The 16,597-nt window shown below is 36.3% G+C and carries 22 protein-coding genes and 2 pseudogenes; 14 read left to right on the top strand and 10 right to left on the bottom strand.

The window, feature by feature from the left end:
• Positions 1 to 609, bottom strand: a 609-nt coding sequence (locus AC2FA3_RS14620; protein WP_490510217.1) for an RNA-guided endonuclease TnpB family protein, incomplete at its 3' end; no start/stop codon positions are given.
• 150 nt (positions 610 to 759) lie between these two features.
• Positions 760 to 966 carry a DUF7336 domain-containing protein gene (locus AC2FA3_RS14615; protein ID WP_490510215.1) on the bottom strand — a complete coding sequence of 69 codons (207 nt, stop codon included), beginning with the start codon at positions 964 to 966 and terminating at the stop codon, positions 760 to 762.
• A gap of 156 nt (positions 967 to 1,122) precedes the next feature.
• Between AC2FA3_RS14615 and AC2FA3_RS14610 the strand changes: the two genes are divergently transcribed.
• Entirely contained in the window at positions 1,123 to 1,983 is an 861-nt protein-coding gene (locus AC2FA3_RS14610; RefSeq protein WP_490510214.1) for an IS630 family transposase, read from the top strand.
• Positions 1,984 to 2,028: 45 nt separating this feature from the next.
• On the opposite strand, the gene AC2FA3_RS14605 is transcribed toward AC2FA3_RS14610, so the two are convergent.
• On the bottom strand, positions 2,029 to 2,184 hold the full coding sequence (locus AC2FA3_RS14605) for a hypothetical protein (protein ID WP_095570665.1): 156 nt from the start codon (positions 2,182 to 2,184) through the stop codon (positions 2,029 to 2,031).
• Between the two features lie 205 nt (positions 2,185 to 2,389).
• Here AC2FA3_RS14605 and AC2FA3_RS14600 point away from each other — a divergent pair, with 205 nt between their 5' ends.
• The 6 genes and pseudogenes from AC2FA3_RS14600 (at position 2,390) to AC2FA3_RS14575 (ending at position 6,729) form a co-directional block, all read left to right on the top strand.
• Positions 2,390 to 2,656, top strand: a complete 267-nt coding sequence (locus AC2FA3_RS14600; RefSeq protein WP_490510213.1) for a hypothetical protein — start codon at positions 2,390 to 2,392, stop codon at positions 2,654 to 2,656.
• On the top strand, positions 2,653 to 2,988 hold the full coding sequence (locus tag AC2FA3_RS14595) for a hypothetical protein (RefSeq protein ID WP_490510211.1): 336 nt from the start codon (positions 2,653 to 2,655) through the stop codon (positions 2,986 to 2,988). Before AC2FA3_RS14600 ends, AC2FA3_RS14595 begins: the two co-directional genes overlap by 4 nt.
• A gap of 27 nt (positions 2,989 to 3,015) precedes the next feature.
• Positions 3,016 to 3,168 (top strand): annotated as a pseudogene (locus AC2FA3_RS14590) (IS3-like element ISPar1 family transposase); the annotation flags it as partial.
• A 973-nt stretch (positions 3,169 to 4,141) separates the two neighbouring features.
• On the top strand, positions 4,142 to 5,191 hold the full coding sequence (locus tag AC2FA3_RS14585) for a replication initiation protein (RefSeq protein ID WP_490510210.1): 1,050 nt from the start codon (positions 4,142 to 4,144) through the stop codon (positions 5,189 to 5,191).
• A gap of 826 nt (positions 5,192 to 6,017) precedes the next feature.
• A complete protein-coding gene (locus AC2FA3_RS14580) occupies positions 6,018 to 6,437 on the top strand; it encodes an ATP cone domain-containing protein (protein WP_490510209.1) in 420 nt (139 codons plus the stop codon).
• Between the two features lie 10 nt (positions 6,438 to 6,447).
• A complete protein-coding gene (locus AC2FA3_RS14575) occupies positions 6,448 to 6,729 on the top strand; it encodes a ribonucleotide reductase N-terminal alpha domain-containing protein (protein WP_490510208.1) in 282 nt (93 codons plus the stop codon).
• 97 nt (positions 6,730 to 6,826) lie between these two features.
• Here the strand turns inward: AC2FA3_RS14575 and AC2FA3_RS14570 are convergent, their stop codons facing one another.
• Both AC2FA3_RS14570 and AC2FA3_RS14565 read right to left on the bottom strand, forming a co-directional pair.
• A complete protein-coding gene (locus AC2FA3_RS14570; protein WP_490510207.1) occupies positions 6,827 to 7,387 on the bottom strand; it encodes a GNAT family N-acetyltransferase in 561 nt (186 codons plus the stop codon).
• 155 nt (positions 7,388 to 7,542) lie between these two features.
• Positions 7,543 to 8,334, bottom strand: coding sequence for a metallophosphoesterase family protein (locus AC2FA3_RS14565; protein WP_490510206.1), 792 nt, complete (start codon positions 8,332 to 8,334; stop codon positions 7,543 to 7,545).
• A gap of 85 nt (positions 8,335 to 8,419) precedes the next feature.
• Here AC2FA3_RS14565 and AC2FA3_RS14560 point away from each other — a divergent pair, with 85 nt between their 5' ends.
• Positions 8,420 to 9,010, top strand: a complete 591-nt coding sequence (locus tag AC2FA3_RS14560) for an HAD-IB family hydrolase (protein WP_490510205.1) — start codon at positions 8,420 to 8,422, stop codon at positions 9,008 to 9,010.
• Between the two features lie 70 nt (positions 9,011 to 9,080).
• Here AC2FA3_RS14560 and AC2FA3_RS14555 read toward each other — a convergent pair whose 3' ends face one another.
• Together AC2FA3_RS14555 and AC2FA3_RS14550 are read right to left on the bottom strand one after the other, a co-directional pair.
• Positions 9,081 to 9,248, bottom strand: coding sequence for a transposase (locus tag AC2FA3_RS14555; protein WP_490510219.1), 168 nt, complete (start codon positions 9,246 to 9,248; stop codon positions 9,081 to 9,083).
• A 407-nt stretch (positions 9,249 to 9,655) separates the two neighbouring features.
• A complete protein-coding gene (locus AC2FA3_RS14550) occupies positions 9,656 to 9,907 on the bottom strand; it encodes an IS630 transposase-related protein (RefSeq protein ID WP_490510218.1) in 252 nt (83 codons plus the stop codon).
• A gap of 516 nt (positions 9,908 to 10,423) precedes the next feature.
• Here AC2FA3_RS14550 and AC2FA3_RS14545 point away from each other — a divergent pair.
• Entirely contained in the window at positions 10,424 to 10,552 is a 129-nt protein-coding gene (locus tag AC2FA3_RS14545) for a hypothetical protein (protein WP_490510220.1), read from the top strand.
• Here the strand turns inward: AC2FA3_RS14545 and AC2FA3_RS14540 are convergent.
• The 3 genes and pseudogenes from AC2FA3_RS14540 to AC2FA3_RS14530 form a co-directional block, all read right to left on the bottom strand.
• Positions 10,511 to 11,014: pseudogene (locus AC2FA3_RS14540) on the bottom strand (M48 family metallopeptidase). The gene AC2FA3_RS14545 and the pseudogene AC2FA3_RS14540 overlap by 42 nt on opposite strands.
• A 294-nt stretch (positions 11,015 to 11,308) precedes the next feature.
• Complete coding sequence (locus AC2FA3_RS14535; protein ID WP_490510204.1) at positions 11,309 to 11,536, bottom strand: hypothetical protein; 228 nt, start codon at positions 11,534 to 11,536, stop codon at positions 11,309 to 11,311.
• Between the two features lie 50 nt (positions 11,537 to 11,586).
• A complete protein-coding gene (locus AC2FA3_RS14530) occupies positions 11,587 to 11,733 on the bottom strand; it encodes a hypothetical protein (RefSeq protein ID WP_490510202.1) in 147 nt (48 codons plus the stop codon).
• A gap of 304 nt (positions 11,734 to 12,037) precedes the next feature.
• Here AC2FA3_RS14530 and AC2FA3_RS14525 point away from each other — a divergent pair, with 304 nt between their 5' ends.
• The 5 genes from AC2FA3_RS14525 to AC2FA3_RS14505 all read left to right on the top strand — a co-directional run bounded on the left by AC2FA3_RS14525 (position 12,038) and on the right by AC2FA3_RS14505 (position 16,551).
• Complete coding sequence (locus AC2FA3_RS14525) at positions 12,038 to 12,406, top strand: hypothetical protein (RefSeq protein ID WP_490510201.1); 369 nt, start codon at positions 12,038 to 12,040, stop codon at positions 12,404 to 12,406.
• A gap of 20 nt (positions 12,407 to 12,426) precedes the next feature.
• Positions 12,427 to 12,702 carry a hypothetical protein gene (locus AC2FA3_RS14520; RefSeq protein ID WP_490510200.1) on the top strand — a complete coding sequence of 92 codons (276 nt, stop codon included), beginning with the start codon at positions 12,427 to 12,429 and terminating at the stop codon, positions 12,700 to 12,702.
• A 73-nt stretch (positions 12,703 to 12,775) separates the two neighbouring features.
• Positions 12,776 to 13,924, top strand: a complete 1,149-nt coding sequence (locus AC2FA3_RS14515; RefSeq protein WP_490510199.1) for a JmjC domain-containing protein — start codon at positions 12,776 to 12,778, stop codon at positions 13,922 to 13,924.
• Between the two features lie 34 nt (positions 13,925 to 13,958).
• Entirely contained in the window at positions 13,959 to 15,230 is a 1,272-nt protein-coding gene (locus AC2FA3_RS14510; protein WP_490510197.1) for an HlyD family secretion protein, read from the top strand.
• A gap of 4 nt (positions 15,231 to 15,234) precedes the next feature.
• A complete protein-coding gene (locus AC2FA3_RS14505; protein ID WP_490510195.1) occupies positions 15,235 to 16,551 on the top strand; it encodes a peptidase domain-containing ABC transporter in 1,317 nt (438 codons plus the stop codon).
• Positions 16,552 to 16,597 lie beyond the last annotated feature (46 nt).

Here is a 16,597-nt window from a genome sequence, read left to right as displayed (position 1 = left end):
TTGCAGCTTCGATAAAAAGGTAGGATTAGCGACTTTGCTGCCATCTGATAGGACGATAAAGTCAGTCAGTCCTAAATCAATGCCGATGTTAGAGTGTGTTTTTGGCAGTGTTGTAGCGATGGTTTCAACCAATAGACTGACATAGTACTTGCCTGATGGGGTTTTGCTGATGGTCGCTGATTTTATTAAGCCATTTACCTTGCTTGGAAATTTAGCGATGATATGACCAATCTTAGGCAGTTTGACAGTGCTATCTGTGATCGCCACTGTGCCCTTTTGGTTATTGGTGGTGTAGCTGTCACGCTGACCTTTTCTTTTGAACTTAGGGAAGCCTAAACCTTTGAAGAATTTACTATAAGCGGCTCTTAGGTTTTGCTGGACGTTAGCCAGTGCCAGGCTATCGACTTCTTTGAGCCACTCGAACTCTTTCTTATATTGAGCAGGAGTATTTTTAAGCTCGGTCTTATGCTCGTTGTAATGATCAATCTTGTCACTAAGCATCCTATTCCAGATAAAGCGTGTGCAGCCGAATGATTTAGCAAAGAATATTTGCTGTTCTTCATTGGGGTACAGCCTGACTTTATGGGCTTTTAGGATTTGCTTGGTCATAAGGAGCTTGTTGTTAATTGGCGTTATAATTATTAATTATAATACCATAGAGAGTAAGGGTAGTTATCAATAACGCATTCATCCCACTACTTTAGAAGTAGGGGAATTCTGCGCTGGAATGTTAAACTAGGATAGTTTATATCAGGGCTATTAGCCGAAACCGCTAGACCAACAGATTTTATCAATCCCATACTCATCGATTAAAAAATCGTCTAATGAATCCCTGAAACCTAGTTTATTACTAAGAAAATTTATTGCTTTTTCTGCTTCTTCTCTCGTACTGTAGACGCCTAGCATCTTAGTACTATCATCTAAGCCCTTAACTGTGTGTTCAAGAAGATATACAACGGTGGTCATTACAAACCTCCATAAAAAATAACGGTTATCAACTATACCCTATAAGGGACCAATCAGGCGCTCTCACTGGTTTGGTTCCCTATACAGACATCGAACTGCCAGTATTGTATAGTCAGTTCTTTATAAATAAAATACAATCGTTTTAAAACAAGCGAAATGGCAGAAGAACAAATGACCTATTCAGCAGATTTTCGAGCACAAGTGATTAAAAGTGTCAAAAACAAAGACATGAGTATCCGTCAGGCTTGTACTTTCTATAATGTTAGCAAAACTGCATTACAGCGCTGGCTAAAAAAACCAAATATCAAACAAACTCGAGATAAGTCACCAACTAAAATACTGAATGAAGGACTTTTAAAAGACGTTGAACAATATCCTGATGATTATCTGTACGAGCGAGCTAGGCGCTTCAACTGTAGTAAGACAGGCATGCACACTGCTTTAAAACGTCTAGGTATCAGTCAAAAAAAGACCTTAGAGCATCCAAAAGCCTGCCTGATAAAAAGAGCGGCTTATCAGAGTAAGCTCAATAGCTTTACGCAGCAAGGCTATCCCATTGTCTATATGGATGAAAGCGGCTTTGAGTCGGAAACTATAAGGCCTTACGGATACTCACCAATAGGCAAACCCTGTATTGACAGCTACAACTGGCAAGCAAAAAAGCGTACTAATGTCATTGGCGCTCTGTATGAAAAGATGCTGTTTGCGCTTGATTACTTTGAAAATAATATCAACAGCCATATATTTTATGACTGGTGCAAGTTCACGCTAATTCCAAGTCTCAAGACTAAATGCGTGATTGTTATGGATAATGCCAGGTTTCATAAGAGCAAGCGTATTCAGAAATTACTGAACAGGCATGGTCATCGCATTCTATGGCTGCCACCATACAGTCCTGATCTAAACCCCATTGAGAAAAAGTGGGCACAAGCAAAGTTTCTACGCCAAGGCTGGATGGAGAATAATCTGCCTAAACTGTTTTGTGATATGGGCTGTATTTCTTTTATTGTGAACTGACTATATGTAAGGTTAATAACTATGAAGTCGATTGTCGCAGCATAGTTATCGTTCAATGACACAAATAGGATAACCGCCTGGGTTCTTGCCACCGCCTAGATCTAAGCAAATATCATCGTAATAAAATTCATGAGCTTTGATGCCTAGCCAAAATGCAAAAACAGCATTGACAGCAATAATTATTATCATCTTATTATTCATATAGAGATCCTAGGTAAACAAGTAACTACAACGATATTTATTTGGATATATCTTATACTAATTAGAAGTTAATAGAGCTGTAGCGTGTTCTCATGTTTTATTTTTTGTAAGGTAGTTCAAATTATGAGTATACCTCAACGAAACCAGCTATTTCACCCCTCAAACCTATTAACAGACCACTTAAAACAGACTGTTTCAGGTGTTTATGTTTATCAGAGCGTATCTACGAGCGTCTACCAAAGAACAAGACGCTAAGCGTGCCAAAAGCGAACTCATAGCATTTGCCAACGATCATGGCCACAAGATTGCCGCCTTCTATGTCGAAAACGAATCAGGAGCTACTTTGGTGCGAACCAAGCTGATTGGGATACGCTCAAAAGAATGCTATCAGAAAAAAAGCTATCTATCGTATCAAAAGAGCTGCCTACCTCATATATGGCGCTTCAACCTGAACGCAGCACTGAATTTATGAGCAGTATATTACAGGCCATTAACTCGATGATGTTAGATATGCTCGCAGCCATTGCTCGAAAAGACTATGAAGATCGCCTTAACCGTCAGATGCAAGGTATTGCTCGTGCTAAGGCAGAAGGTAAGTATTCAGGACGTAGAAAGGATACGGAGAAGCGTAAGATTATTGCCAGTCTACTCGAATCAGGTCATAGTTATTCTGATATTCAAAAAATGGCCAAGTGTTCCCGACAGCTGATTGCGGATGTCGTTAAGGAAAGATCGAAACTGATTCCTGCGCATCAAGTAGTTCCACTACAGCAGTCTACTATGAGTAGTCTATTAATTGATTAATGAGCCTTTTTAGATGGTTCCGCTGGAATATACCATCACGACTATAAAATAAGGTTTACAGCGATCAACGAAATCACAATATATATCGAGCTGTACTACAACCAGACTAGGATTCAAAAAAGTATAGGCTATAGATCGCCAAGACAGGTGTGGTTTGACTTTTACCGTAAGGCTGCGTAATTAAAATCTCCCAAGTTTAGTTGTACGGCTTTGACGGCAGGAGTCAATATAACGCATCATAAGACATCCAACTCAACCTAAATATTAGCAAGGTTTCCATTTTATATAGCTTATTCATTGAGATTATCTTTTCCAAATGATGTACGTTCCAATTGTTTGCTATTAAACACAGACTCGTAGAGTCTATTCTTTATCTTATTCTCTGAGAATAATAAGTTTCTGAAAGTATTGCGACAATCTAGGGACTGCATATGCACGGTTGCAATACACATGATCTATCAAAAAAACAGCTAAGTATAGTCAGTTCAAAATAAAAGCGCTACGTTATAGCTATGTGCGACTGGTATAAATTTTCCTTGCTTGCTGTTATCACAGAGTCTACGAAAAATTCATTCTAGGCGCACTGTATGAATTTTGAAGTAATTCAACTATATAAAGGCAACCGTTATTAGGAAGGGGCAGAAAAGAGTCACATGCTCATGTTTATAGTTCTGATAGAGTGATTTTAAAAGGGTGTTTTCTAGGAGATGAGGAATATCTGAATTGTTAGCTATAGTCGATGAAAAATTAAAAATAAAAGAGTTTTTTATCTATTCTAAAACACCATACTCTTTCATTTAAAGAGTATACGACTGTATACAGTGAATGATAGGCAATAGTTCTTAGATAGGTCACAAGAGACACAGGAGTTTGTTTAGAGTTCTTTACGTTGTATATGTAACGTTACGATATATTATTGTTTTGCAAAATGCGTGACTAAGTAGTACCATCAGACACTTAGTTTGAGCACAAAAAAAGCACACTTCAGGAAAAGTGTGCTATTCATGACAAACTAGGTGTTCTTAATGCAGACTGGGAGTCAGTATTAAGATAACAAGAAACATCAACAATCACCTTTAAAATCATGCCTTCCGTACAACTTGTTATAACGACATTGTAGCATAAAAGTACGGGTTGGCAAGGGTCAAAAACCATGCTAGCGAAACCATCATCAAGCCCTGAAAATCAAGATTTCGAACCATATAATTTCTTCGGATTTGGCTTAAACGATTTTGAAAAACCTCACCTGCAAATACAAATTGGCTGCGCACTTAGCAATCCAATGCAAAGCGGCAAGACAACCGACAACAATTCAGAAGATAGTCGGTCAAGCAAAGACCTCAGTAGACGAGAAATGGAGTTTGTTCGAGCCTGTAGCGAGGTTCAGGATGTATGTGCCAATGAAGCAAGAACGCTTTGTTATTACCCGCCATATTTATCCAAAACAACCTTACCTATCTCTCAGACAATCGATCTTACCTTTTCACGCATGAATGGTGATCTTCGCTTAACTTTAATAGCGAACCCTGATAGCGGCTTGCCTTATGGAATTGTTGCGAGAAAAATAATTACCTACCTAACTACATACGCAATCATCAATAAAACGCCAGTAGTGCCAGTGAAGTCAATACGCGCTCTATGCAAAGGCTTGGGTATGAGTACCGGTGGTAGTAAGCATAAAATTATTGATGATATGCTGTATCGCCTGATAGGTGCAACCATGTTTATCGAACTCAAAGTCAAAAAAGATGATGAAGATATCAACATCAACCGCTGCGGTATTCTAGACTCAATCCGTATTGAGAAAGGCGGCGATGAAACGAACCATGTCACGTTAGATGATAAATTTTACCAACTTTGCGAGAAGTCAGCGGCCCCGTTAGATAGCAGAGTATTGGAAGCATTAAGCGGTGCTCTTGAATTTGATGTCTATGTATTTTTGCTGGCGCGCTTACTTAGTGTTCGTCAAACCACCCGTATTCGCTGGGATGATTTTATGGCTCAGTTTGGCAGCAATAATAAGAATAGCGCATCGGCTAAACAGAAATTAAAAAAGGCCGTTGATAAAATACTGACCATCCAGCCGCAAATGAAAGTTCGTTACACTAACGACCTGGTGATACTTGAACCTAGCATAAGCCCTATTAAAACTAGAAAAGGTGCTTATATCATTCCAAACACACCTAAAGATAATGATGATTAACGTGTCAAAATAAAGCTTATTTAGCATCCAAGACACCGCTTTTGATCCAGTCAAAATTGGTGTTTTTTTTGGGTCTAAATTAGGGTGGGGATAACCTTGTTTATAACCCTGTGGATAGGCATAGTTATCCGCGTCCTTTAAGATATTGAGGTGCGTCCTTTAAGATATTGAGGTGCGTCCTTTAAGATATTGAGGTGCGTCCTTTAAGATATTGAGGTGCGTCCTTTAAGATATTGGGGTGCGTCCTTTAAGATATTGGGGTGCGTCCTTTAAGATATTGATTTCTCTTGTAGACCATAACAATAAAGCATTACAGAGAACCTCCTATAGATGTTTTCCTATAGTTGCCTATAGTTTTTCCTGTAGATACCTGTAGGTATCTACCTCTAGCTATACACACCTATAAATGAAAAAATCCTGTAGAAAAGAGTTTCAATTAGTTTTTTAATTTTTTTAATGGTTTATTTTTAAGGCAAAGAGAATATGATTTTCTAGCAATCACACTGAAACAAGGTCATAATAAATTAAGATTTAATATTACGTTTAGATATACTATGATATTGGATGACTGGCAATGGTTATTCAAGAGTAAATAAATTGTAATTTGCAACTCATGATAACTGGACCAACTAATCATTAGCTGGTTCTTAATTTTTTAGTAAAACGATAACGAGGTTAATTATAAGTATCTACTTACAGTAAAAAATAGAGAGTGGTGGAATGAGTCAACACTACCTAATTAACAGTACCAATGAAACCATTAATAAGATTGTTTACCAGCATAAACCGCAAGCAGCTAAATAACTGATAAGTACGGAGAAATACAGTGACTCATCTCGATAATATTCAAGTAACGAAAAGAGATGGACACTTAGAAGATATGAATCTCGATAAAATTCACAAAGTAATCGCTTGGGCAGCAGAAGGACTAGAAAATGTATCCGTGTCACAAGTAGAGGTTAAATTTCACATACAGTTCTACGATCAGATTGAAACGCGTGATATCCACGAAACCATTATTAAGTCTGCAGCTGACCTCATGTCAGAAGAAACACCTGACTATCAGTATTTGGCAGCACATTTGGCTATCTTCCACTTACGAAAAATTGCCTACAACCAATTTGAACCGCCACATCTCTACGAGCGAGTCAAAAAGCTTACTGCAGATGGCAACTATAATAAGCATATCTTAGAGGACTACAGCGTCGAAGAATTTAATGACCTAGAAAAATACATTGACCATTGATTGGTGTGATATGAACCTGGCCTGTGTTTCAGTAGAGAAAATGGCTGGCAAATACTTGGTAAAAGGCAGAGTGTCAAAAACGGTATATGAAAGCCTTCAATTCCTATCTATGCTTGTTGGCATGTGTTTGTTTGCCATTTACGACAAAGCAGAGCGTTTGAGTTATGTGAAGCGTTTTTATTATGCCACCTCGCAATTTAAGATATCACTACCTACCCCAATAATGGTTGGTGTACACACTCCATCGTGTCAATTTAGCTCATGCGTACTAATTGAGTGTGATAATAGCTGAATTCTATTAACGCCCCTACAAGAGCAATTGTGCGGTATGTGTCTCAGCGGACATGCATTGGCATTAATGCGGGCAAGATTAGAGCTCTTAACAGCCCTTATTCTTTTCTGCCTTCTATCCATTGTTTTTGGGTTATTTTGTATAATACGTATTCGGTAAGTGGGTCTGTTACCTCAAAAGCAGGGTGGTAAAAGTCTTTTTCCGTATTCTTCATCTTAAGGCGTTGCATGACTAGTTGTGAACGTTTATTTATCTTTGAAGTGAACGATACTACCTCATTAAGTTTTAGTTCTTCGAAAGCAAATTTTAAAGCAGCATTTGCGGCTTCCGTTGCGTAGCCATAGCCCCAGAACTCTTTATCTAATCTCCAACCTATTTCAATGCAAGGGTTGAATGGGAAATCATATTGCGGTTGATGTAAGCCTACAAATCCTATGAAAGCACCACTATCTTTTAGGCTTACTGCCCAAATTCCCCAGCCTCTTTTTTCTATAAGCGATTGGCATTTTGAAGCCATGGCATCACTTTCTTCTTTTGATAGTAGCTTAGGGAAATACTCCATTACGTCCTTATCCGAATTCATTTTAGAAAATGGCTCTAAGTCCATCTTCTGCCATTGTCTTAAATAAAGGCGGTTTGTTTCTATCTTTGTTTGCATATCTACTCTACGTTTTTTTTAGAAGTGATTTATGAAAATGAGGACTTGAGTGTTCAGCTGTAATCTAAGCTGTTATAAATCATGGCATTGTACTTTGTGGTGTACATACAGCGGGATTTTCGAGGGTATTTTAAGTTATTTTTAATTTACCATATCTACAAAGCTCGTCCAGTCTTTAATGCAAACTCCCAATCTTTGCGATTGTTTTTTAAAGCCAGTTTAGCGGCCGCTTCAAAATCGTAAGGGACTTTGATATGTTCAACTTTCCACTGTTTCCCTTGTTCGGTTTCAATACATTTTACAAGAGCATAGCTTGCATCAGGAGAGTAATTTTGCATCTTATGGACAACAGGTAAGTCATCAGTATAGGCAGGGTAGCCCACACTCACAGTATTAATTACAATTTGACCTGTCGATAACTTTACCATACGTGGGGTGTGAGTATGACCGCATATAATAATAGGCTTATCAATATCGTTAAGTATGCTCAAAATATCTGTATCGCTACGCACTATTGGCTGACCAGTTTCTACATTTTCTAACAGGTATACCGTATCATCAGTTGGCGAGCCGTGGCATAGATAAACATTTTTATCTAATTCATAGTCGAAAGGCAACGCTTGCATCCATTGGATAGCTTCATTGGGTAAGTCTTCTACAATGAACTGTAGAGTTGGGTTGCTATCAATATCAGCCGTCGTAGCTTCATAAATCTGTTTATGTTGATTGCCACGAATAGTAATAATATCTTTTTGATGTTCCATCAACAATTCATAAGTGGCTTTAGGAGCAATTGGTCCGTATAGAATATCGCCAAGGTTAACAATTTGATTAGCATTTCTTTGTTTAATATCTTTTAGTACAGCTTCGAGAGCGAAAACATTACTGTGTATATCGGAAATGGCAGCTATAGTAATTATCGGCTTAATACCTTTGGAATATGACATTATAGTTATTTCCTTTAAAAGGTTTTTTTAAGAATATTCAAGCATACTCTAATTATTTATACTTACTATTTAATAGGCTGATTAAATGAATCTTGCTTTATTCGATTTTGACGGCACAATAACAGACAGAGACACATTTACGCAGTTCATACTGTTCGCCACGCCTAAAAATAAATTGCGTTTTGGTCGATTGGCACTGTTACCAATTACGATTAAATACAAGCTTGGCATGGCGAAAGGTCATCAAATTCGTAAAAAAATCTTACGCTTTGCATTTAAAGGCATGAATGAAAATAGTTTACGCGTAAAAGGTAAGATTTATGCAGAGCAGCATTTGCCAAATTACCTGCGACCTAAAGCCATGCAACGTATTCAATGGCATAAAGATAGAGGTGATACTGTTACCATCGTCTCAGCATCATTAGATATCTATTTAGCCCCTTGGTGTAAAACACATGGTATTGAGTTGATTTGTACCGAAGTCGATATAAAAGACGGCATTATTACGGGATTCAGTAAGCAAGGTGACTGTAGCTCACAGCAAAAACGGCGACTAGTGCAAGCGCGGTATAATCTTATTGAGTATGACAGTATCTATGCTTATGGTGATACCCCCGAAGACAATGAACTATTAACAATGGCATCAGATAATCAGCAATTTTATCGTCACTTTTAAAGACAATGCTCTGTTAATAGAGTTGATAGTTATCATTGTCTCGCATAGTTAAAGATGAATCACTTTATAGTCAGTTCAAAATAAAAGAAATAAAGCCTATATCATTAAACAGTATAGACAGATTATTCTCCACCCATCTTTGGCATAGAAACTTTGCTTGTGCCAATTTATTTTCAATAGGATTGAGATCAGGGCTATAAGGTGGTAGCCATAGAATACGATGGCCATGTCTGTTCAGTAGTTTTTAAATATGCTTATTTTTATGAAACCGAGTCACTTAGGCATAGCCTTCGTCTTGCGCTCGGGCAAAGCAGCGCTTTGCTTTATCCTCGCTCATATCCATGACAATTACGCATTTTCTTTTAAGGCTCGGTATCAGCGTGTATTTAAACCAGCAATAGAGAATATGGTGCTATTAATGTTCTACTCAAAGTAATCAAGCGCAAACAGCATCTTTCCATACAGAGCACCAATGACATTAGTACGCTTTTTTGCTTGCCAGTTGTAGCGATCGATACAAGGTTTGCCTATCGATGCATAGCCATAAGGCCTGATGGTCTCATGGTCTCATGCTCAAAGCCACTTTCATCCATATAAACAATGGGATAGCCTTGAATCATATAATCACTCAAATGATTGAGATACTTAGCTCTTTTTATCGGACAGGCCTTTGGATGTTCTAGTGTCTTTTTTTTGACTGATACCAAGAGGGTTAAAAGCAGTATGTATACTGTTCTTACTACAGTTGAAGCGCCTAGCTCGCTCGTACAGATAGCCGTTAGGATATTGTTCAACGTCCTTTAAGAGTGATTCATTCAGTATTTTAGTCGGTGGTTTATCCCGAGTTTGTTTAATGCTTGAGTCTTTGAGCCAGCGTTGTAAAGCGGTTTTGCTAATGTTACAGAAAGTACATGCTTAGCGGATACTCATGTCACTCTACTTTACGCTTTTAATCACTTGCGCTCGAAAATCTGCTGAATAGATCATGTGTACTTCTACAATTTCGCTTGTTTTAAAACAAACCCCAATATTAAGCACATCACCTAAGTAAAGCACTAACTAAAGAAAGGTTGCTAATACTATATTATGCATAGTGTTAGCAACCTTTCTTTAGTTATATCAAAATCAATCATGCCGTATATGAACTTATAATCTTAATATTCCTACTACCACACTAATTAGGTAATTAGTACCTAACAAATTTCAAACCAGCCTATTAAGTTATTCCTTTATAGCGTTAAAATTAGTTAAGGACAACACGAATTTTGAATATCAGTCAAAATATTTAAAAATTTTAATTTGTACATGGACATGATTTATATAGCTTAACAGTGGCGAATATATATCAGATAATAAGAAGCTATGAACTGCCCTGGGATTATCGGAGACTCAACATTCTGAGAAAATACTACAATGAAAAGACAAACCTACACTCCTGAGATTAAAGAACGCGCCGTTCGCATGCTGATTGAAGCAGCAAACGACTATCCCTCTACATGGTCAGCTATCCAAGCCATTGCCAAAAGGCATTCGATTAAGTAAATCACGTCTCGATCTCCAGTCAGGCATGTGTGTATCTAATGAAGCTTTAAATCTATCGTTATGCTGTTGTTCTTTAAAGTATAATAGCTCATGCACAATAATGCATTCTAAACAAGGAAGGGGCTTTTTAGCCAGTTCAAAATTAAGTAGTATTCGTCCTCATTCAATATTATAGCTATCCTACTTGGTATTCATTTTCTGTACTTGTCAACCTGAGGCAGTTACATCTATCTGCTCAGACCATTTGCTAATTAAATCAGGAGCACGAGATTTTAGTCGGGCGCGATAGTACTCATTCAATGTTTTTAATTTATCAGCAGTTGATGTTTCAATACTGACAGTCAAGATAAACTTGCCGCCTTTTACTTTAACGCTACGTAATAGGCTTTGATTTGCATCCAATTCAACAACCTCAAGCTGGTAACGTATATCCCATAAGTAATGTGTCTCTCTGCTGACAATTGTTCTATTAGATTGGCGTGCTTGCTTGGCAAAATTTATCTATTTTTTACGAATCCAAGGTATGGAGTGAATAACTGCCATTCGAATGACAGTTTCCTTCATTGATCCAGGTGTAGCCATTCTCATTTGATTATCAGGTGGTATCACGATGATATGCAGATGAATTATGCTGAAGAGACCATAGTAATAAGCTTTGCAAGCAGACTCCATCAGCAGTTATTCAAATCCCAATGTTCATCGAGCTACTTAGCGAATATATTTTTTCTTATCATAAAACTAACTACATCGGTTTACTTATACCGACTCTAATACTTGCTGGCAAGCTTGAACTAGATAAGGATCAACACTATCTTGTTTAAGCAGCCATTTAAGATATCCAGCCCCATCTGAATGGGTAACCAAATCTGCAATAGCCTCATCCTTATGTTTACCAAAACTTAAATGCTTCGGTACACGTGCTATTTCGCTAAACTCATATAGGCTTTTCACATCACTTATCTCATGACCTTGGCTATTCGCCACATCACACCCTCATCACAGATGTGTGATATCGCCATAGAGCTCAAGCTAATTTATTTTAGAGGATTGAAGCGTTTCGCTCGCTGAGCTTGTAATACAAATACCTTGCCACCGTTTATTTCAACAATAGAATAGGCCGCTTCAATCATATGCGGTTCAATAAGTCCCGTCGTTTCGGTGTCAAGTTTATAAGTGGTCATAATTAGCCTTTATATATGTGAGGAGCTTAGTAGTCTGTTTTAATTAACTTATTAGGAAGTCTATTTTGATAGTTCTAATAGGGTATAGGTAATTTTTTCTATACTGAATATAATATAATTGTTGACAATGATTATCACTAGCATTATTATTCGTTTTCTATAGAAAACAACTGTTCATTAATATGGTTTACTACTTTAGGTTTCGCACATTGTTTTCAGCTAGTCATTGGCTTCTTATTTATGAAATTTGATGAAGTGAAATTTTCGCAAGAAATTTAATTAATTTAATAACATAGGAGATTTGATGTTAAGAAATGCCTTGAGTTATAGAAAAGGAAGCTACCGAAAATTTTTCATTTTCGTTTTAGCTATTAGTTTTTGTATGTTTATATATTCTTCTTTTAATAAAGATGTCTCATCTGCTTTAATATCACTATCAATATTCTTCGGAGCTTTGAAGCAAGTTTTCATACCTGTAGATCTAAATCAAAATATCTTTTTGTCGAAAAAAAAACGTCATATAAGTGATGATGATTTTATAAATAGATACAACGATAATTCCATTTACCACAATAATAATAAGGATAAAATTTGGCATAAATTAATAATACTATTTGATGATGTTTTCTCCCTTGTATTCATTGGTGTAATAATGTATATCATATTTTTTTGATTTTAAATTAGGAGTAAGTTATGAGAGAGTTATGTTTAACCGAGTTAAATTTAGTTTCAGGAGGTCTTAATGCTAATGATCTTAAAAATTATAACCCGTCTACTGGTGTTAAAGTAGCAGGGGCAGCGATAAGCCTTGCCGCTAGAAGATCCCCCGCAGCGTTAGCTTTTAAAGGTGGTTATGCATTTGGTGGATGGCTTAATGATAATACCCCAGTTCAAAGTTGGGTATCAACAGGAATTGATAAGGTGACAAGCAAGTCTGGGGATAACTATTCTGATGGTTGCGACTACTAAAAACCCCTAATTAATTTATAAAACATAAACCTTGATTAAAAAACTCAAGGTTTATGTTTTTAGTGAGAATCTAATGAGAATAAACTTTAATATTGATCAGAGTGATTTTGATTCAGAGTATCTTTACAAGAAACCTTTTCTATTAAAAAGTGTAGTAAAAGATTTAAAACTTAGCTGGGATTATGTAAACGAAGTATACAGTCGTGCTGATGTATCCGATGAAAGCTTCAAATTAATGAATGGATATCCAGTTTCAAAAGATAAATATATTGAAAGTTACGACAATCTTGGTAAGACTGAATTTCGTATGGTTCGTCCAGTAGTGTATGACTATTTGAGAAATGGTGCGACATTGGTCTATAACCGTATTACTAATGAGCCTAAAATAGATCAAATCAGCAAGCAAATCGCGAACTTTGCTAGTGCTCATGTTGTTACGAGTGGTTATGCTGCTTTTAGTAATAAGTCGTCTTATATGGCTCATTGGGATACGAGAGATGTGTTTGCGGTACAGCTGATAGGAAGAAAGCGTTGGATATTAAAAGCACCAAATTTTGAGCTACCTTTGTATATGCAACAAACAAAAAACTTCAAAGATATTAAAGAGCCTGAAGAAGTATATATGGATGTTATTTTAGAAGCTGGAGACATCCTTTATGTTCCTCGAGGCTGGTGGCATAACCCATTACCTATAGGAGAAGAAACATTCCATTTGGCAGTTGGTACTTTTGCTCCTACTGGATTTGAATATATTAATTGGTTACTTAAGCATACTCCAAATATATTAGGATGTCGTCGTAACCTTAGCTCGTTTGAAAGTGATGAGCAGGTATTGAAAGATATTTCTAGAGACTTTTCAGAAATTTTAAATGATAAATCCTACTATGAGGAGTTTTTAAGTCAACATATAGGCAATCAAAGATTGCCTACGCAACTGTCACTAGATGTTTTAGGTAATAGTAATTCGAATTCACTTCATATAAATACAAAAGTAGTTGTAAATACGAACTTTTTATATTTTTCTGAAGATAATTTTGTAGTAATCAATGGAAATAAGATAACTATTGATGATATCAGCGAGAAATTAGTAAGATTTTTATTCGACAGATCTATTGTTTCTGTTGAAGATATTTTGGCAGAGTTTAATAATTTTGATAAAGATAAGGTTAATAATCTATTGTTTAATCTAGCATTAAATGACGTTATTTCGATAGTAAAGTGATTTACTACTTAGCCAACTTTACTAAGAATAAGCTATGTCTAATAATAAAAATATTTTTCGGGAAGAGGTTTTAGAAGCAAAAAGCCAGAAATGGGCAGGTAACGTTATTTTAACTCGTCCCTTTAGCTTTACTGTCTTGACCTTATGTTCGATAGCTATAGGTTTGGTTATTATCACTTTTGTTTTTTTTGGAAGTTATACTAAACGTAATACAGTACAAGGTCAGCTTGTTCCAAAGGATGGCTTAATACAAGTTTACAGCAGCTCACAAGGTCTTGTTAGCGAACAGCTAGTCACTGAAGGTCAGGTAGTTGAAAAAGATGATCTGCTTTACAGTATTTCAACTGTGAGGTATGACAATGAAGGAAGTACATCATCTGCGATAGATAAAGAGTTAGATAATAAAGCAGTTGCTCTTAGTGTAGAAAAGTATCAAGTTAATAAAGCACATGAACTTCAGGTTCAAATTTATCTTATGCAAAAATCAAGGTTAGAGAGTGAACTGAATCAAATAGTGGCATCAATAACACTACAAGACGAAGAAATAGAAACTAAAAAGAGATTATATGAAAGCTATAGCTCGATAGTAGAAATAGGTGCAGTTTCTAAAGAGGATTTCGACTCAAAAAAAATGGAGTACCTCCTAGCAGTTGAAAGAAAAGAGAGTTTAGAAAGTAATAAATTTTCATTAGAAAAGCAAATTAATGAACAGTTATATAGTGTAGAGCAGCTAAAGCATGAGCATAAAAACCAATTATCTCAACTGGATAGATTATCATATGACAATGAACAGCAGTCGGTAGAAGTAAAAGCAAGTGAAAGTTCAGTCATTCGAGCTTCACAGCCTGGTGTTGTCAGTAGCATATATGTTCAAACTGGACAATATATAGACACTACTAAACCGCTAATGACTATTTTACCCCAGAATAATATATTGGTTGCACAGTTATACGTACCAGATCGTGCAATTGGATTTATGAATGTTGGCGATATAGTTTTGTTACGGTATCAAGCTTATCCTTATCAAAAGTTTGGACATGCTAAAGCGAAAATCAGTTCAATTGCCAAAACAGCTATAGCCGCTCAAAACATTCCTAGTATTGGCACAGTATCTTTACAGGAACAAATAAACAATGAACCTATGTACTTAGTACAGGCTGTCCTAAGGCGTCAGGATATTAAGGCGTACGGTAAAAATTTACCATTACAAGTAGGTATGACTTTAGAAGCAGATGTATTACAAGAACGTCGCAAGCTATATGAATGGGTACTAGAACCAATATACAGCATAACTGGAAAAATATAGAATCGTGACAAATAATAGTTATTTAAAATCGTTATCTTTCAGTCTTACCAGACGAACTAAAATTATTCTACAAACTGAATCCTCGGAATGCGGTCTTGCATGTCTAGCTATGATTTCCAGTTATTATGGTTACTATACTGACCTATTTACTTTAAGGCAAAAACATCCAATCTCTCAAAAAGGTGCAACACTTCAAAGAATCATTGCCATTGCAAATAGTATTGATTTAAAAACTCGACCTGTAAGATTAGACTTAGAAGAGTTAAACCAGTTGAGATTGCCTTGTATCCTACATTGGAACATGAATCATTTTGTTGTTTTGACGTCTGTTTCAATGAGAAAGCTAACTGTTCTGGATCCTGCTTTAGGTGAGAGAAGTATAAGTATCAAAGATGCTTCCAAATACTTTACAGGTGTCGCTTTAGAGTTATGGACAAATGCAAATTTTGAACAGAAAACTGAAAAAACAGCTATTAATATATTCCGTCTCTTTGGAGGTATAAAGGGGATATGGCTTTCACTAAGTCAGGTCTTTGCCTTAGCTTTAGTATTAGAACTCTTCTCTTTAGTGACACCGCTTTTTATGCAGTGGGTGATAGATCATGTCATTTTATCTGCTGATATTAACTTATTGTCAACTTTAGTTATTGGCTTCGGTCTATTAATGTTACTCAATAATAGTATCGGCTTACTCCAGTCCTGGATTGGAATGTATTTGTCTACGACTTTAAACGTGCAATGGAAATCAAATATATTTGATCATTTATTACACTTACCAACTGCATATTTCCAAAAACGGCATTTAGGAGATGTTGTTTCTCGATTTAGTTCCATTGATGCTATTCAATCGACGTTAACCACAACCTTTTTGACCGCTATCTTAGACGGTTTAATGACGATTTTTACGCTTACTCTAATGTTTATGTATAGTCCATCATTATCAATTGTAGTCATTCTATCTTTAATAGTTTACGCACTTATGAGATGGATTTGGTATATACCTCTAAAGAGAGCCACAGAAGAACAAATTGTACATGCAGCTCAGCAATCCACACACTTCATGGAAAGCATGAGGGGTATTAAAGCGATTAAGCGTTATGATAAGCAGGAATATAGAAAATCAAGTTGGTTATCACTATTCGTCAATCAAATAAATGCCGGATTGAAAACCCAAAAACTGAATTTGATGTTCCAGTTCATAAATGGAATAATTTTTGGCTTAGAAAACTTAATAGTTGTTTATCTGGGAGCAAGCTTTGTTATTGAAGGAGAGTTCACTGTTGGTGTGTTGGTAATCCCCCCACTAAATAAGAACACTTAGAAATAGAGATTAACTGCTAAAATATATCAGCAGGAGAATCCTATGA

The sequence above is a fragment of the Janibacter sp. CoH_79_TC_3 genome (assembly GCF_058197955.1).
Note: the sequence above shows the minus strand (reverse complement) of the source record. Positions and strands in the feature narration are given on the sequence as shown.

Coding starts and splice junctions, on each gene's coding strand:
- AC2FA3_RS14615 (WP_490510215.1), bottom strand. CDS start 966: ATGACCACCGTTGTATATCTTCTTGAACACACAGTTAAGGGCTTAGAT.
- AC2FA3_RS14610 (WP_490510214.1), top strand. CDS start 1,123: ATGGCAGAAGAACAAATGACCTATTCAGCAGATTTTCGAGCACAAGTG.
- AC2FA3_RS14605 (WP_095570665.1), bottom strand. CDS start 2,184: ATGAATAATAAGATGATAATAATTATTGCTGTCAATGCTGTTTTTGCA.
- AC2FA3_RS14600 (WP_490510213.1), top strand. CDS start 2,390: ATGTTTATCAGAGCGTATCTACGAGCGTCTACCAAAGAACAAGACGCT.
- AC2FA3_RS14595 (WP_490510211.1), top strand. CDS start 2,653: ATGAGCAGTATATTACAGGCCATTAACTCGATGATGTTAGATATGCTC.
- AC2FA3_RS14585 (WP_490510210.1), top strand. CDS start 4,142: ATGCTAGCGAAACCATCATCAAGCCCTGAAAATCAAGATTTCGAACCA.
- AC2FA3_RS14575 (WP_490510208.1), top strand. CDS start 6,448: ATGAACCTGGCCTGTGTTTCAGTAGAGAAAATGGCTGGCAAATACTTG.
- AC2FA3_RS14570 (WP_490510207.1), bottom strand. CDS start 7,387: ATGCAAACAAAGATAGAAACAAACCGCCTTTATTTAAGACAATGGCAG.
- AC2FA3_RS14565 (WP_490510206.1), bottom strand. CDS start 8,334: ATGTCATATTCCAAAGGTATTAAGCCGATAATTACTATAGCTGCCATT.
- AC2FA3_RS14560 (WP_490510205.1), top strand. CDS start 8,420: ATGAATCTTGCTTTATTCGATTTTGACGGCACAATAACAGACAGAGAC.
- AC2FA3_RS14545 (WP_490510220.1), top strand. CDS start 10,424: ATGAAAAGACAAACCTACACTCCTGAGATTAAAGAACGCGCCGTTCGC.
- AC2FA3_RS14530 (WP_490510202.1), bottom strand. CDS start 11,733: ATGACCACTTATAAACTTGACACCGAAACGACGGGACTTATTGAACCG.
- AC2FA3_RS14525 (WP_490510201.1), top strand. CDS start 12,038: ATGTTAAGAAATGCCTTGAGTTATAGAAAAGGAAGCTACCGAAAATTT.
- AC2FA3_RS14520 (WP_490510200.1), top strand. CDS start 12,427: ATGAGAGAGTTATGTTTAACCGAGTTAAATTTAGTTTCAGGAGGTCTT.
- AC2FA3_RS14515 (WP_490510199.1), top strand. CDS start 12,776: ATGAGAATAAACTTTAATATTGATCAGAGTGATTTTGATTCAGAGTAT.
- AC2FA3_RS14510 (WP_490510197.1), top strand. CDS start 13,959: ATGTCTAATAATAAAAATATTTTTCGGGAAGAGGTTTTAGAAGCAAAA.